Origin of the sequence: Geobacter sulfurreducens PCA (assembly GCF_000007985.2) — a bacterium.
Taxonomy (GTDB): domain Bacteria; phylum Desulfobacterota; class Desulfuromonadia; order Geobacterales; family Geobacteraceae; genus Geobacter; species Geobacter sulfurreducens.
In genome coordinates, this window is record NC_002939.5 from 2,107,335 (window position 1) to 2,123,250 (window position 15,916).

The 15,916-nt window shown below is 59.3% G+C and carries 12 protein-coding genes; 3 read left to right on the top strand and 9 right to left on the bottom strand.

From position 1 onward, the window contains the following. Nucleotide 1 precedes the first annotated feature (1 nt). The 9 genes from GS_RS09700 to nadC all read right to left on the bottom strand — a co-directional run bounded on the left by GS_RS09700 (nt 2) and on the right by nadC (nt 11,248). Nucleotides 2-2,416 (bottom strand): ATP-binding protein, encoded by a 2,415-nt coding sequence (locus tag GS_RS09700; RefSeq protein WP_235044858.1) that lies wholly within the window; start codon nt 2,414-2,416, stop codon nt 2-4. 162 nt (nt 2,417-2,578) lie between these two features. Then, on the bottom strand, nt 2,579-3,256 hold the full coding sequence (locus GS_RS09705) for an MgtC/SapB family protein (RefSeq protein ID WP_010942574.1): 678 nt from the start codon (nt 3,254-3,256) through the stop codon (nt 2,579-2,581). A gap of 42 nt (nt 3,257-3,298) precedes the next feature. Next, the gene (locus GS_RS09710; protein WP_010942575.1) at nt 3,299-4,174 is read right to left on the bottom strand and encodes a GTP-binding protein; all 876 of its coding nucleotides are present in this window, start codon (nt 4,172-4,174) and stop codon (nt 3,299-3,301) included. Between the two features lie 42 nt (nt 4,175-4,216). After that, complete coding sequence (locus GS_RS09715; RefSeq protein ID WP_010942576.1) at nt 4,217-5,140, bottom strand: hypothetical protein; 924 nt, start codon at nt 5,138-5,140, stop codon at nt 4,217-4,219. Further along, nucleotides 5,121-6,305, bottom strand: coding sequence for an SPOR domain-containing protein (locus GS_RS09720; protein WP_010942577.1), 1,185 nt, complete (start codon nt 6,303-6,305; stop codon nt 5,121-5,123). Before GS_RS09720 ends, GS_RS09715 begins: the two co-directional genes overlap by 20 nt. A 91-nt stretch (nt 6,306-6,396) precedes the next feature. Then, a complete protein-coding gene (gene fusA / locus GS_RS09725; RefSeq protein WP_010942578.1) occupies nt 6,397-8,490 on the bottom strand; it encodes an elongation factor G in 2,094 nt (697 codons plus the stop codon). Between the two features lie 90 nt (nt 8,491-8,580). Continuing rightward, nucleotides 8,581-9,348, bottom strand: coding sequence for a type III pantothenate kinase (locus GS_RS09730; RefSeq protein WP_010942579.1), 768 nt, complete (start codon nt 9,346-9,348; stop codon nt 8,581-8,583). A gap of 56 nt (nt 9,349-9,404) precedes the next feature. Further along, complete coding sequence (locus GS_RS09735) at nt 9,405-10,421, bottom strand: biotin--[acetyl-CoA-carboxylase] ligase (RefSeq protein WP_010942580.1); 1,017 nt, start codon at nt 10,419-10,421, stop codon at nt 9,405-9,407. Beyond that, nucleotides 10,418-11,248: a carboxylating nicotinate-nucleotide diphosphorylase gene (gene nadC / locus GS_RS09740; RefSeq protein WP_010942581.1), complete on the bottom strand. Its 831-nt coding sequence runs from the start codon at nt 11,246-11,248 to the stop codon at nt 10,418-10,420. Before nadC ends, GS_RS09735 begins: the two co-directional genes overlap by 4 nt. Before the next feature lie 218 nt (nt 11,249-11,466). Here nadC and GS_RS09745 point away from each other — a divergent pair, with 218 nt between their 5' ends. The 3 genes from GS_RS09745 (at nt 11,467) to GS_RS09755 (ending at nt 15,906) form a co-directional block, all read left to right on the top strand. Further along, a complete protein-coding gene (locus GS_RS09745) occupies nt 11,467-12,777 on the top strand; it encodes a diguanylate cyclase (RefSeq protein WP_010942582.1) in 1,311 nt (436 codons plus the stop codon). Next, on the top strand, nt 12,774-13,301 hold the full coding sequence (locus GS_RS09750; protein WP_010942583.1) for a lipoprotein: 528 nt from the start codon (nt 12,774-12,776) through the stop codon (nt 13,299-13,301). Before GS_RS09745 ends, GS_RS09750 begins: the two co-directional genes overlap by 4 nt. A 241-nt stretch (nt 13,302-13,542) precedes the next feature. After that, on the top strand, nt 13,543-15,906 hold the full coding sequence (locus GS_RS09755; RefSeq protein ID WP_010942584.1) for an HD domain-containing phosphohydrolase: 2,364 nt from the start codon (nt 13,543-13,545) through the stop codon (nt 15,904-15,906). The last annotated feature ends 10 nt before the right edge of the window (nt 15,907-15,916 follow it).

Below are 15,916 nucleotides of genomic sequence, written 5' to 3' on the forward strand. Positions count from 1 at the left end.
CTTACACCCCGGTGCGCTCGCGCTCCAGCGCGGCGCACACCCTTATGAATTCCGACTCCATACGTGAGAGCAGCCGCAACGGCAAGACGTCTTCTCCTTCGCCGAGTCGCTCCATCTCCCCGCATAAGGCTGCGAGGGCAACGGCTCCCAGATTGAGGCACCCGGATTTGAGAGTATGTGCAGCCCGTCGGGCGGCAGGCAGGTTCTCCCGCGCCAGGGCCTCCCTCATATCACGCAGGTGCCGTGGCGAATCGGAAATAAAAATATCAATGACACGGTCGAGGAGCCCCTCGGACCCGCCCGCCTCCAAGGCACGAATGCCATCCAGAATATCCCGGTCGAGAAGACATTCGGCCTCTTCACTCACTCCCCCGGGAGCCTTGTCGTATGCCGCGGATGGCATCGTCTCGTCATGCGGGGACAGCCAGCGCCGGAGCACCATCACCAGATCGTGGCGCATAACCGGCTTGATGAGGTAATCGTCCATTCCCGCCGCCAGACAGGCCTCCCGGTCGCCCACCTCCACCCTTCCGGTAAGGGCGATGATGTGAGTTCGGCCTGTGAGCTGTCCGGTACGCTCCATGCGGCGAATTTCGGCTGTGGCGACAATCCCGTTCATACCGGTCATCTGGCAATCCATGAACACCATGTCGAACCGCTCAGCCGAGACGGCAGCCACGGCTTCGGCTCCGTCAGAGACCACCATGACATCCGCCCCGAGGCTTCGGAGCATCTCCTGCAACACCATTCGGTTGACGGCATTGTCCTCTGCCAGCAATAGGCGAGAAGGAAAAGACCCAGCAGCTTCATGGGACGGTTCCGGTTCCGGCTCACCCGTATCCGGCACCACCGACAGGGCGACCGTGAACCGGAAAACGGATCCGCACCCCGGCTCACTGTCGCAACTGACCGTGCCCCCCATGAGCTCCACAAGATGGCGGACAATGGCGAGCCCCAGCCCCGTGCCTCCGAAACGGCGGGTATTGGAGTCGTCGGCCTGGGTGAACGGGTGGAACAAACGGGGCAGCATATCCTGGGGAATGCCGATCCCCGTATCGCTTACGATGCAGCTGAGTCGGCAGACTCCACCCTCCACGCTCCCGCGAACGGTCAGTGTGATTGTCCCCTTGAGGGTGAATTTCACGGCATTGTCGAGAAGATTCCCCAACACCTGACGGAGCCGGTGGCGGTCGCCCAGAAGGCGGTCGGGCACCTCTCCTGCCATGGAGTATTCAAGGAAGACCCCCTTCTGGCGGGCTCGCTCACCATAAATGGTGGCCATTTCTTCAATGACACGGCGCGCCGCAAAGGGCAGCTGCTCCATCTTCAGTTTTCCCGACTCAATACGGGAAAAATCGAGCAGATCGTTAATGACCTGCATGAGCAGTTCACCGGATGACCGGATGATCTCAGCATACTCGCGCTGTTTGGCTTGAAGGTCGGTTTCGAGAAGGAGACTGACCATGCCGAGGACGCCGTTCATGGGCGTGCGGATCTCGTGACTCACATTGGCCAGGAACCGCGATTTTGACTGACTGGCGGAATCTGCGGCTTCTTTCGCCTTGCTCAGGTCGGCAACAGCCCGCTCCAGTTCCTCGTTGGTCCGCGACAGATCTTCGGTGCGGCGGGCGACTTCCTCCCCCAGGTCTTCGCGGTTCCGCTTCAGATTCGCGTCACTTTCTTCGATGATCTGAAGCATCCTATTGAAGCCGGACACGAGTTCGCCGATCTCGTCGACCCCTCCCCCCGCGGCCCGTACCGAGTAGTTGTGCTCCTCAGCAACACGCCGCGTAACCTCAAGCAATTCGGCAATCGGCGCAGAAACCCGTCGCTGCAGCTTTGAAGACAGAACGTAGGCAAAGGCGGAGAGCATAAGCAGCAGCACTCCTCCGCTTACCGCATACCAGCGCAAACGCGAGTATATCTCCCGGTAATCGCCCCGCAGATAGACGGTGCCGATGACCTCCCCGTCTAGTATTATCGGCCTGAACATATCGAGGTGGTCGCCATGCCAATGATGACTGGGAAGGGAATCTCCCATCTTCTCCACCATCTGTTGCCGATACTCGATCCAGGTGGTTGCGTCATCCGCCGACGAGTTTGCGGCAGGCGATGCCAGTGACCCCTTCCGTCGGTAATGCGCAAAAATCGAGCCATCCTTGAGGTAGATGCGCCCAACGATGATGTGGGGATCCGTCTTGAGGACATCCAGCATCTCCGAGGCAGCCCGGACATCGTTAAAAACGATGCTGGTCATACTTTTGTCACCGACAACACCTGCAATGATCTCCAACCGCCTCAGAAGTTCTGGCGGCTCCATCGTCAGGTCCCGCACCACGAACCCGGCAAACGCCAGTATCAGCACCGTCACGCAGGTGGCCATGGTGACCAGTGTCAGCCTGCGGTCAAGGGACAAGGGTATCCTCCTCATCATAGGTACTGTCCCATGCTGTTATGCTCTGACGCGGCACCTTCAACCGCGCATTTATTGCAACCATTTAATATTTTCATAATAGAATGCTAAAAATTGCACGCTGTTTTAGCACGTGACACTTCACTCGTGACGCCGGCCGGCAAATCAGTCGATCCTGACTCGCTTAACGCCGGCCACGGACACCACTGCATCCATAATGCCGCATGCATGACCGCGGGAAGTGACTTTGACCTGATAGGTGAGACGCAGACTTGCTGCCGTCATATCCCTCTCCACGCTCATTGTGAGTACCTGAAGACGACACTCTTGCAAAATCTGTTCAATACGTTCCAGCTGTCCTTCCAGATCGTCGCTCCAGACCTTGACGGAGGTGTACGTATCGCGGGAAAGCAGCCCCTCGACCCTCTTGAGCAGAAGCAGGGCCGCCAGCGAGATGGCAGTGACGAACAGCGAGATGGCGAACAGACCGATACCGCAGGAAAGTCCGATGGCGGCGGCGACCCAGAGGCAGGCAGCGGTGGTAAGACCCCTGATTGAAGTTCCTTCGCGAATTATGGCCCCGGCGCCCAGAAAGCCGATACCGGCCACCACCTGGGCTGCTACACGGCCGGGGTCGGCACCGATGGAGCCTACGCCGCTCGTATTGGCATAGAGACGATGGAACTCGATAGAGGTGACAACAAAGAGGCAGGCGCCAAGGGAAACGAGCAGGTGGGTTCTGAAACCGGCGGGACGACCGTGCAGCTCGCGCTCCAGACCAATGAGTGCGCCAAGGACAGACGCGAGGACAAGCCTTCCTATCATCTCAAACGTGAAATCCATGGTTCCTCACAGGCGCCGGAAATGGTCCGACAGAGTGTGATGTCAGCCGTCGGTTGGCTCTGGATCGAGCGTAACGGTCAGGGAGTAGCGGGACTCGCAGTCACCGGCCCGAACCGCGAGAGTCATGCGGCAGACTCTGCCGCTTACGGTCGGAATGCCGACCAGGCTCAACTCGGGATATCCTGCGGGGCCGACCGGTTCTTCAAGGGAAACGTGCGGCCCATCGGAAACGGGCATTGCCATAGCGCCGTGCTCCGGCGGTTGAGCGACGACTGCATCGTCCCGGGTCTCCTTCACATCCTCCGTGAGCCCCTCCACCCCTCCGCCATCGGATGACTGGCGATCCCGCAGGTTCCGGATCACCGACTTTACCACGCGTGACAGGGCGGACAGTATGCCCTCCCCCGTAACCGCCGAGCAGGGAAGCGCAACTGCATCGACCCCCAGTTCACAGCGCAGGTCGTCGGCGGAAACGGCATCCGGCAGATCGCTCTTATTGCACACCATCTCAAACGGCAGTGCCGAAACATCCTGACCGTACCCACGGGAAATCTCCCGCAGATCCTCAAGGCTCCGCCGGGTGCCGGCAAAGCCGTCGGGGGACGCGTCCGCAACAAAAATCACCCCATCAGCCCCCTTGAGCACCATCTTCCAGGTGGCGGGATCGGCAACTTCGCCCTGCACCGTATAGAGATGGAACCGGACCCGGTTGCCGTTCACTTCGCCCAGCTCCGGCGGCATCACGTCGAAAAAAAAGAGGCGGTCCTGGCGTCCCCCGACGGTTTTGAGGGGCCCCCTGAACTCCTGTTTGAGCTTGCCGTGGATGTAGCGTAGCAGTGAGGATTTGCCGGAACAAGGTGCTCCGAAGAAGACGATCTTGGCGTTGATTTCGCGTTTCGCGCTGTTGAGCAGGGCCATGTGAATCTCCGGAAAGGGCGTGGCAGGCGGCGTAAGCCCCCACTACCGCTTCTCCTTTTTTGCAATAAGCAGCTTCCGTGCTTGGGTTGAGAGGACCGTCTGGATGTTCTTGCTCTTGGCCAGATGAGACAGGTCCTTCTCGGTAAGGGTCGTCAGCAGGCGAAGTGCGGAATGGATCGGGGTTTTGGGATTCTCGACCAGTGCCTTGCGAATCTGGTAATTCTTGAGCCATTCCTTGCTCGCGCAGACGACTCTGAGGATTTCATCGTTCTGGATCGATGACTTGACAATGGCAAGGACTTCCGACTCGGTGATGCGCGGGTTTCTGATAACAGTCCCGGATACGAGCTTATTGGAGTCCTTGATGAGAATCATCCTCCATTCCTTGTCGCCGGTCTGGGCTATCTTGATCTTCTCGGCAACCCCCATCACCTGGGCGAGTTGATACTTGCTCTTGAACTGCTCACTCTCCTCGTCCACCGGTTCATCATCCTCTTCGGCGGGCACTTCATCCTGCGGCGGGTGCTCCGTAGTATGCACAGGGTGTACGGTCGTCACTCCCACGGCCGCGGCAATCCCCCGTTCTGCCAGAAAGGCACGGGTACCGTCGTCGCAATTGGGGTGGACGGCGATCTGGGTGGCCAATTCCCCGTACCGGTAGTGGAGACGTGCAAGGGCATCCAGAACGCGGGGGTGAAGGGTGCGACACGCCACAGCATCGGCCAGGACGGCCAACGGCACGCCTCTCAACCGCTTTCTCGCACTCCCGTGGACCTCCGCGTCGGTATCCAGAGCAAGAAAAAACAGGACCGTCACCTCCTCGGCAGCGGGAAGCGCATGCTCTTCGGCGGTGAACCTGAGTTTTTCCTCCCGGGGTGCATCCCTGCGCAGAAGTGCCGCGGCGGCGGACGATATTCTCAGGGTGACTGCCAGGACTTTCCTCCCGCTACTTGCCGGCTCCGGCAAGGACAGGCTTGAGCCCGGCCTTCTTGAGCGCTGCGGCAGCCTTGAGAGCTTCGTCTTTCGTCTCGAACATGCCAGCGGTCAGCACAAGGGTGGGCACGGATACCGACGACTTGCGGAGGGCCACCTTTATCCCGAGGGAAGCCAGTCGAGCTTGTTCGCGCTGGGCCCGCTCGGCAACGAAATAGGATCCGGCATAGACCCGGTAGGTGCCGCCTTCGTTCAGAATAAACCCTTCCACCGTGGCGTCCTTGAGGCGGGCAAGCTCGCGGCGGGCTCCTTCCTGATCAGCAGCCTCGGTCAGCAACAGGCGGACCATCGGTTCCTTCTTTTTGCTCCCTTCCTTCACAACCGGTGTGAGCCCGGCATTCCGGACCCTGTCCTTATCCTTGTCCATGGCGGAGGGAACCACATATTCGCCGATTCTGAGGGTATACGGCCCGGTAGCAGCCACCTTTGAGACGGTGGCCGTGCTTTTCGCGACAGCGGCGGCTTTGGGTTTGTCCTTCCTGGCTGTCGCAGCGGCCCCCTTTGTATCGCCGGCCTTGGCGGCCGCTGTGGCCGGCTCGACCGGTGCAGGCTTTTTCTTGCCGGGAGCACCAGCAGCAGCCTTTGCGGCAACAGCGGCTTCGGGCTTCGCCCCCTTGTTGGCAGCCGGTTTTGCGGTCGGCTCTGCTTTCTTTGCGGCTTCCGCTTTAGCCTTGTCTGCAGCAGGCGCAGGTGCGGGTTTCGCCGGGGCGGTCTTGGCCACTGCCTGTGGTGCGGGAGCCGACTTCGCGGTCTTGGCCGGTGCGGGTTCGGGTTTTTTCGCGGCATCCTTGGAGGGCGCGGCCTTCGGGGCCGGCTCTTTCTGAGCCTCGGCTTTCCCAGCTTCCGGCTTGGCGGGTTCGGTTTTCGGGGCAGCGGCAGATTCGATTTTCGCCGCATCCTTCGCACCCTCGCCAGCAGGCTGCGCCTCGGTCCGCGGAGGGATGGGCTGCTTGACCTGAGCCGGTTGGACCGGTGCAGGAGCCTTCACTTCTTCACGGGGCTTGATGAAGCCGGTGAAATAGTAGAGGTATCCGAATACCGCCACGAGCAACAGGAGGACAAGCAGGAGTACCCGCGTGTTTCCCCCTTTGTTTTCCGGCTCCCGGCCTGCGGGTTCCTGATCGAATTCGATGTTCATAACGCTCGTTACCTCCTCCGAAAACCGCTGCCGTGCGCAGGGCGCGGAGCGCCGTCTGTCGGTGCGTCCGCCGCCTGTGACCCGCTGCAGCTTAATGATTATTCTTGCCTTCCGCCTTCTGGGACTCGGCAACGACTTTCTGCGCCAGATGCGTCGGGACTTCCTCGTAGTGGGAGAATTCCATGGTGAAAAGCCCTCGGTCGCTCGTCATGGACTTGAGGTCGTTGGCATAGGCCAGCACCTCGGACATGGGGACCACGGCACGGATGATCTGGGAATTGGCCTTGGGCTCAACCCCCACCACCTTACCCCGACGGGAGTTCAGGTCACCGATGACGTCGCCCATGGTCTCTTCGGGCACGGTGACCTTCATGTTCATCATCGGCTCCAGCAGCACCACCTTGGCCGTCTCCATGGCCTTTTTGAACGCGAGGGAGCCGGCCACCTTGAACGCCATCTCCGACGAATCAACCGTGTGGAAAGAGCCGTCATAGACCGCCGCCTTGAAGTCCACCAGGGGGTAGCCGGCAAGGAAGCCGTCCTGGGATGCCTCGAAGATCCCTTTTTCCACGGCAGGAATATACTGTCGGGGTATAACACCACCCACGATCTTATCCTCGAACTGGAACCCATCTCCCCGGCCGAGCGGCGAGAATTCAACCCAGCAGTCGCCGTACTGGCCCCGTCCGCCGGATTGCTTCTTGTACTTGCCTTGGGCCTTGACCTGGGCTTTGAAGGTTTCAAGGTAGGGAACTTTCTGCGTCTTCATTTCCACGTCTACGTTGAACTTCCGCTTGAGCTTCTCGATGGTCACTTCCAGGTGAACTTGACCCATGCCTGAAAGAATCAGTTCCCGGGTCTTCTCGTCGCGGCGGACCTGAATGGTCTGATCCTCTTCCATGAGCCTCTGGAGTGCACCGTGGATCTTGTCCTCGTCATTCTTGGTCTTGGGCTGGACCGCGTAGGAAATCACCGGCTGGAGCGGTTTCGCCGGTTCGTAGATGATGGGGTGATCCTTGTCGCAGAGGGTGTCGCCCGTGAGGGTTTCCTTGAGCTTGGCAACCGCAACGATGTCGCCGGCAACGGCCTGCTTGATCGGCTTCTGCTTTTTGCCCTCCAGTTCATAGATCTGGCCGATCCGCTCCTCGCATTCACGGACCGGATTGTAGATGGTGGAGTCGGAATTGAGGACGCCGGAATAGACCCGGAAGATGGATATCTTGCCGGTGTAGGGATCAGAGGTGGTCTTGAAGACCAGGGCAGAGAAGGGCTCACTCTCCTCCGGGCGCCGCTCGATCGGTTCGCCGTTCTTGGGGTTGGCACCGGCAACGGCTCCCCGATCCTGGGGTGACGGCAGGCAGGCGCAGATATAATCCAGCAGATGACGCACGCCGATGTTCATGGTGGCCGAACCGCAGAAGACCGGTGTGAAGGTGTAACGCAGGGTTCCCACCCGCAGGCCGTCCAGGATCTCCTCCTCGGTCAGCTCACCCGTTTCCAGGTACTTCTCGGTGAGGCCGTCATAAGCCTCGGCCACGGTTTCAACCAGATGCTCGCGGAGCCGCTGGGCCTCGTCACGATACTCGGCGGGAATTTCTTCTTCCTTGAAGGTGCCGGAGGTGTCTTTGGCGTAACGGTACGCTTTCATCGTGATCAGGTCGATGACCCCCTCGAAGGTCTCAGCCGCGCCAAGCGGCATCTGGACGGCAACCCCACGAGCCTTGAGTGATTTCTCCATATCGTCGATGGCCCGCAGGAAATTGGCATATTCCCGGTCCATCTTGTTCACGAAGGCGATGCGCGGCAACTCGAACTCGTTGGCCCACTCCCAGACCTCCTCGGTCTGCACCTTGACCCCCGAGATGGCAGAAAGAATGACAACGCAGCCGCCAAGAGCACGCATGCAGGCCCGGGTATCGGCGATGAAGTTGCCGTAGCCAGGGGTATCGACAATATGGAGTGAATGACCGTTCCACTCGCAGTGATCCAGGGAGGACGAAATCGTGATCTTGCGCTTGATCTCCTCGGGCTCGAAATCCATGGTGGAGGTGCCGTCGTCCACCCGGCCGAGGCGGTCGATCATCCCGGCCGTGTACAGGATGGCCTCGGTGAGCGAGGTCTTGCCGGCGCCCCCGTGGGCCACAATTCCAAGGTTTCTCAGCTTCGCGGTATCATACTTGCCCATACATCCTCCCGTGACGTGTAAGGTAGAGGTCGGCGTCGACCCGTGATTCCCACAGTGGGCACTTCACATCCGCTGCAATTATCCGCTGTCTCACTCCCTGTTTCGTTCGTACAGTATGCGCAATCCCTCCAGTGTCAGATATTCCTCGACGGCTTCGATGGTCTTGGACTCCGGCGCTATGAGGGACGCCAACCCTCCGGTAGCGATAACCCGGGGCGCATCCTTGCTCTCGGCCTTCATCCGGGTGACGATCTCGTCTACGAGCCCCACGTAACCATAGTAAATTCCCGCCTGCATCGAATTGACCGTGTTCCTGGCAATGATCGCGGACGGACGTATGATATCAACCCTGGGCAGCTTGCTGGCCCGCTGGAACAGGGCCTCGGTGGAAATGACGAGTCCCGGCGCGATGGCCCCTCCGCAGTACTCTCCCTTGCGGTTCACGTAGTCGAACGTGGTAGCGGTGCCGAAATCGACGATAATGAGAGAGGTGCGGTACTTCTCGTACCCCGCCACCGCGTTCACGATCCGGTCGGCCCCCACCTCCCGGGGGTTGTCGTACTGGATTGGCATGCCTGTCTTGATGCCCGGTCCCACCACCAGGGGACGCATCCCGAAATACCCCAGGGAAAGACGCTCCAGCACGCCGGTGAGGGGCGGCACCACCGAGGAGATGATCACCGCGCGGATCTGATCGAGCCCAAGGCCCGCCAAGCGGAACAACTCATTTATGAGAATACCGTACTCGTCGGTAGTACGGGCCTTGTCCGTGGAGACCCGCCAATCCCTCACCAGGCGCTCGCCATCGTAAATCCCGAGCACGATATTGGTATTACCCACGTCTATAACAAGAAGCACACTTCCTCCACACGGTGAGACGTCCCCCGGGAATACGGCGCGTTACCGCCGTCCCCTCAACCTTCGAGCGAAACGTCACCTGCCAGAACCCGCTCCAGAGAACCTCCGGCGGTTCTTACCAACAAGGCTCCGATTTCATCTATCCCTTCAACCGTACCGGCGAGGATACCAGCACCACCATCGACCTTCACCCGCCGGCCCATGACGGCGCTACGGGCGAGCCAGGCATCGCGCACGGGAGAGAACCCCTTCAGTAAATACTCATCGTACAGGCGATCCAGTGATTCCAGCAGCGCCCTGACAAACGGAATGCGCTCCACGGTCCGCCCCGCCTCCAGGGCCAGTGAGCTGGCCGGATAGCGAAGATCGCCGGGAAACTGGTCCCGCTCCATGTTGATGTTGACACCGATCCCCAGGACGAGGTACTCAACCCGCTCCGTTTCGGCGCTCAACTCATTGAGCATTCCCGCCACCTTGAAGCCGTTCACCAGGATGTCGTTGGGCCACTTGATGGCGGGAACAAGCCCCGAAGTGCGCTCGATGGCCTCGGCCGTTGCCACGGCCGACAGGAGGGTGAGTTGAGGTGAATGAAGCGGCGATATGGGAGGACGGAGGATTATCGAGCAGTATACATTTACCCCCGGCGGTGATTCCCAGCGCCGTCCCAGTCGGCCCTTGCCGCCGGTCTGGGCGTCAGCCAGCACCACGGTCCCCTCGGCAGCGCCTTCGGCAGCCAGGTGCGATGCCACGGTATTGGTAGACACCGTTTCCCGGAAACAGACCACATGGGTGCCGATCCGGCGCACCGAGATCCCTGCGGAGACCTCGGCCGGGATGAGGATGTCAGGAGAGGCCACGAGACGGTAACCGCGGGAGGGGACCGACTCGATGCGGTAGCCCAGATTTTTGAGGTTTTTGATGTGCTTCCAGACGGCGGTTCGCGAAACACCCAGCAGAGTGCTCAGGGCCTCACCGGAGACGACCCCCCCCGAACGGCTCCGGAACAGCTCCAGGATCTTCCGATCCATGTCCCGCTCGGTCGCCTCGGCAGGGCGTGGGCGCTCTCCGCTCACTCGGCCTCCAACAGCATGGAGATGTCCATGGCACGCGCCGAGTGGGTCAATGCTCCCACCGAAATAATATCGACACCGGTTTCGGCTATTCCCCGCACCGTCTCCAGGTTTACCCCTCCCGACGCTTCCACCAGAGCCCGGCCTGCGATGAGGCCGACCGCCCTGCGCATGGCATCCAGGTCCATGTTGTCCAGCATAATGATGTCGGCCCCGGCCTCCAGTGCCTCGGCAACCTCTTCAAGGCATTCGGTTTCCACCTCGATCTTCATGGTGTGGGGGATGTAGGCCCGGGCCCGGCGGACCGCTTCGGTAATCCCGCCGGCAGCGGCAATATGGTTTTCCTTGATGAGAACACCGTCGTACAGGCCGGTCCGGTGGTTGATGCCCCCGCCAAGGCGCACCGCGTGCTTGTCCAGAACTCGAAGTCCCGGCATGGTCTTGCGGGTGTCTACAATACGGGCGCCGGTTCCGGCCACCGCCTCCACATAACGGGCGGTAAGCGTTGCAATGCCGCACATGCGCTGAAGAAGATTGAGTGCCACCCGCTCACCCTGCAACAGCATAGCCGAATCACCGGCCATCTCGGCGAGCAGTGTACCCGTCTCTACCCGTGCGCCATCGGGGAAACGGGCATCGAACCTGATTGCCGGATCGAGGCGATGGAAAACGCGGGCAGCCACACCGATGCCAGCCAGAACGAGCGGCTCCTTGGCAATCAGGCGGGCGCGGGCCGGACGGGGCTCAGGGACTACGGAAAGGGTCGTGATGTCGCCGGTATGGATATCTTCCTGGAGGGCGTTGTCGATAATGGGATCAAGACCGGTCATGCCGGAGTACCTCGCTTGGGCTCCGCGCGCTTCAGACACGCAGGTAAATTGAGCCTTATATAGCACAGGACGCGGAACCCCGCAACCGCAAAGAGGGCGCGCCATCACGCGGTTTACGGCGGTGCGTGGGCCATTGCTTCTGCAGAGAGCCAGTCGTTGACTTACCACCCCCTCTGGACTAAAATGAGCTGTTTTTCTCATCAGAGAGGCGCCATTCAATGCCCACATTCCAGCGACGCTTCAGCATCGTCCAGAAGTTGATCGCCAGCTACGCGGTCGTCATATTCCTCACGACAGCGGCACTGGTCTTCGCTTTGCTGGGTCTCTACTCCCAAAACAGGACCGCAAAGGAAATAGCCCGAACCGACCTGTTCGTCATCAGCGCCACGTATCGCCTTCGCGAGTCGCTCAGCGCCCAGGACCGCTTTGCCGGACGCTACCTGATCCTCAAAAGCGATGAATTCAAGGATCTTTTCAACCAGCGCCAGAGCGAATTCATGACAATTCTCGGCGAATTGGGGAGACGGGGCAACGATCAGCCCTTCCGCGACCTGGTTGCCAGCTATGAAAGGTATCGGCAGGCCACCGAAAGCATCTTCGCCACCGGCAACGGCGATCCCCTGGCCGCCAAAAAAGACTCGGACGAAGTTGCCGCCCGTATCGACGCCATCTCGGCCCTGCGGCGCGCCCTCCTCGATCAGAAGCTGGCCGAAGCGGACCGGCGCGAATCGGCAACGGTGCGGCTGGCCCTGATTCTGGCCTTTTCGGGTTTTATCCTCGCCCTCACCGTGGCCTCGTTGACCGTCCATTCAATTTCGACCGCCATTACCAAACTCAAAAAGGGGATGCACCGGATCGCCGAGGGGGACTTTGATTACGATCCCCAGTTGCCGGCCGGAGACGAAATCGGCGCTCTGGCCGGCGACTTCGTCCGCATGGGGAAAAAGCTGAAGGAACTGGAACAGATGAGCCTCGACGCCAGCCCTCTCACGAGGCTTCCGGGTAACATCGCCATCGAACGGGTCCTCAACCGACGGCTCCAGTCGGGTGAGCCCTTTGCGGTCTGCTACGCCGATCTGGACAATTTCAAGGCGTTCAACGATCATTACGGGTATATAAAAGCAAGTGAAGTGATAAAATTAACGGCAGAACTGATCCACGACACGGTCCGGCAAATGGCGGGGGGCGATGCCTTCGTGGGACACGTGGGGGGCGACGACTTCGTCATGGTGGTGGCTTCCGACAAGGGTGGGCCGGTGTGCGAACATGTCATCACCCGCTTCGACGACTTCATCCGCCAGCATTACAGCGCAGAGGACCTGGCCAAAGGTGCCATCGAGGGGGTCGACCGCTACGGCGTACCGCGCACCTTCCCCATCATGAGCATTTCAATCGCCGTGGTCATCTGCAGCCGCGAGGAATTCGCCTCAGCCGTTGATATCGCCAAAGCGGCCGCTGATATCAAAGACTTGCTGAAAAGCACGCCGGGAAGCAATTACCTTATCAACCGGCGCAAAGGAAAACGATGAAATTTCGCCTGCTCGCGGCTGTCCTGATCCTGATCCTGCCGACCGGGTGCGCTCCCGTACGCAAAGTCGTGACGGATATTCGGCAACGTTCAGCCCAGGAAGAGAAGTTGAGCCTGGCGGTGGAACTCATCGCCCGGGGGCGAATCGACAACGCCACAGTGCTTCTCGACGCCATCATCATCGAAAAGCCGGTCCGCGGCGTCACTGACGAAGCCCTTTTCCGCCTGGCACTGCTCCGGCTGCCCAGCGAACCCCGCACCGGAGACATCGCCAAGGCCACAAAACTTCTGGACCAACTGCAACGCGACTATCCCGACAGCCCCTGGGCCCACCAGGCCCTTCCCCTCAGTGACTTCATCGCTGAAATCCCAGCCCGCATCGAAGCAGCGGGCGAACTGCGCCGCCAGATCAAATCACTGCGTGACCTGAACCTGTCCCTGACCAGGGAAAACAAGGAACTGAGACTCAACCTGGAAAAACTCAAGACCCTTGACCTGGAGTTGGAGCGAAAGCTCAAACCGTAAAATTGTGTCAGTTTTTCCGTCAAAACCAAGGAAAACACCTCCATTAGTGTAAACATTTTCGACACCCCATTCATCAACGACTTATATCACCAATATAACCAGCTGAAATAGCCAGTATTTTAAAGATTAACATTCTGGCACCCTAGTTGCTTTTTCTATTAATCAGGGAATATACAGCCATACGTAATGACGTGAACTCAATAGGTATGCTGCCGGTAACGCAACCTGGAAACGGCCAACCATGACCCTCGCCGAAGAAAACCTGCGCCTCTTCGAGAAGAAGTTCGCGATCCTTCAGGAAATTTCGAACGCGCTCGTCGTTACCGACAATATCAGCGCCATCGCCAACCTGATGCTCGATCTGGCAGTGAACTATACGAGGGCGGAAAAAGGCTCACTCCTGCTTCTCAACGAGCGGGATGAGCTTTTCATCCTTGCCGGCCGCGGTATAGACCTTCAGCTCATGAGGACCTACCGGGCAAGGCTCGGTGAAGGGATTGCCGGCATTGTCGCCAAGGGTCGCGTCCCCATCCTGGTAAAGGACATCGACCAGGATTCCCGTTTTCAGGGAATGACCCGCGACCGGTACAAGACACCCTCGTTCATCTCATGTCCCATCGTCAGCAAGGATCGGCTGCTGGGCCTGCTCAACATCAACGACAAGGCTGACGGCACGCCGTTTCTCGATGACGAATTCTCTCTCATAAAGATCATTGCCAACCAGGCGGCCATTGCCCTGGAAAACGCCATGCTGGTCAACCAGTTGCGGTACAAGGCGGGTGAGCAGGAGGGAATCAATCGCAAGCTCATTGAAAGCGATGTTACCAAGACCGAATTCATCACCCGTGTGTCCCACGAGTTGCGCACCCCCCTCAATTCCATCAAGGGCTCCGTCTACTATCTCCAGCAATCGGACCGGCTCACCCGGTTGGAACAGCAGGAGTTCTACGACATCATTGCCACCGAGACCGACAAGCTCATCGCCATCGTTGAAAATCAGCTTGATTTCCTCCGCTTCGAAGATGAAACCATGATCGTCACCAAGACCGTGGTCAGTCTCAAGGAGGTTCTCAACGAAGTCCTCGGATCAAAAAACCTCAAAACGTTCCTGGCCCGCAAGAATATCACCGTCGATATCAAGATCGCCGAGGAGACATCGGACATCGTCGGCGACAAGGTGCGAATCGTCCAGTTTTTCCTGAATATCATCGAAGGACTCTGCCACTTCCTTGAGCGGGGCGATGCAGTGACCGTAATGGTGGGCGAAAATGACAACGTGGAGGTTTCGATCCAGCTCCCGCGCCAGATACCTGAAGCAATCCTCCCCTTCCTTTTCAGCTCCAGTCACATCTTCCAGGCCACTCAGCCCGATGAAAAGCTGAAGCTCTATCTTGCCCGCAAGGTGGTGGACCTCCACCAGTGGGAGTTGGTCGCGGAGAACGGGGAGCAGGGTCTCATCGTCAATCTGGCGATCCCCAAGAGTACCCGGCAGAAGGTCGACGCGGTCATGAACAACACCATCGAGATGTTCCTGGAGTTCATCGCGGAAGTGCTCGATCTCAACATCTGCTCCATCATGCTGTGCGACGATATCTCCGGCGACCTGGTCATCAAGAGTGCCCGAGGGCTTGAAGATTATCTCATCAAGCAGACGCGGGTGCGGCTGGGCGACCGGATCGCCGGTTGGGTGGCTCTGGAAGGGAAACCGCTCTTCATCGAAGATATCGAGAAAGATCCGCGGTTCGGCAGAAGAAACATTTCCCAGTACAACAACAAATCCCTCATCTCGCTCCCTCTCAGGGTCGGCGGCAAGGTCATCGGCGTGCTCAACCTCAACAACAAGCGCACCGCAACCCCCTTCACCCGGCGTGACTACCAGGTGGCCTCCCTTCTGAGCGAACGGGTATCATACTTCATCGAGCGACTTCATGCCGGCGAACACCATGAGGATAATTTCCGCAACTTCATGACGTCGTTCGACAACCTGATCACGGCCGAGAAGAAGTATCACAAGAAGGATTCGATCCTGCCGGAACTTACGGTACGGATCATGGAACGGCTGGGTGCCGGAGAGGATATGTGCAGGGTAGCGCTCTATGCGTCCATGCTCTACGACCTGGGACTCGTGGTGATGGAAAAGAGCATCCTCAACAAACGGGAAACGCTCCTGCCGGCCGAACGCAACAGCCTCAAGGTCCATCCCTACACCACGGTCGGGCTGATTAATGCCATCGAGTTTTCCGAAGAGGTCAAGCGCGGCATCCTCCACCATCATGAGCACCTTGACGGCACCGGATACCCCGATGGTCTCCAGGGGGACGACATCCCGCTCATTTCGCGCGTCCTGGCAGTGGTCGACTCCTTCTGCGCCATGACGTCGGATCGCCCATACCGCAAGCGGGTACCCGTCCGGCACGCGCTGCAAGAACTCAAAACAAAAGCGGGGACCGTGTACGATCCCCGCGTCGTGGATGCCCTTGAAGCCGTTCTGGAGACTCAGAGGGAACAGGCCAAAGAAACCGGCCATGAACCTAAAGGTAAAACCGGTAACGGGTCTCGGGCCGCAGGCGACAAAAAGAAAGAGCCCCTGTCAATGCACCCCTGACCTGACATCC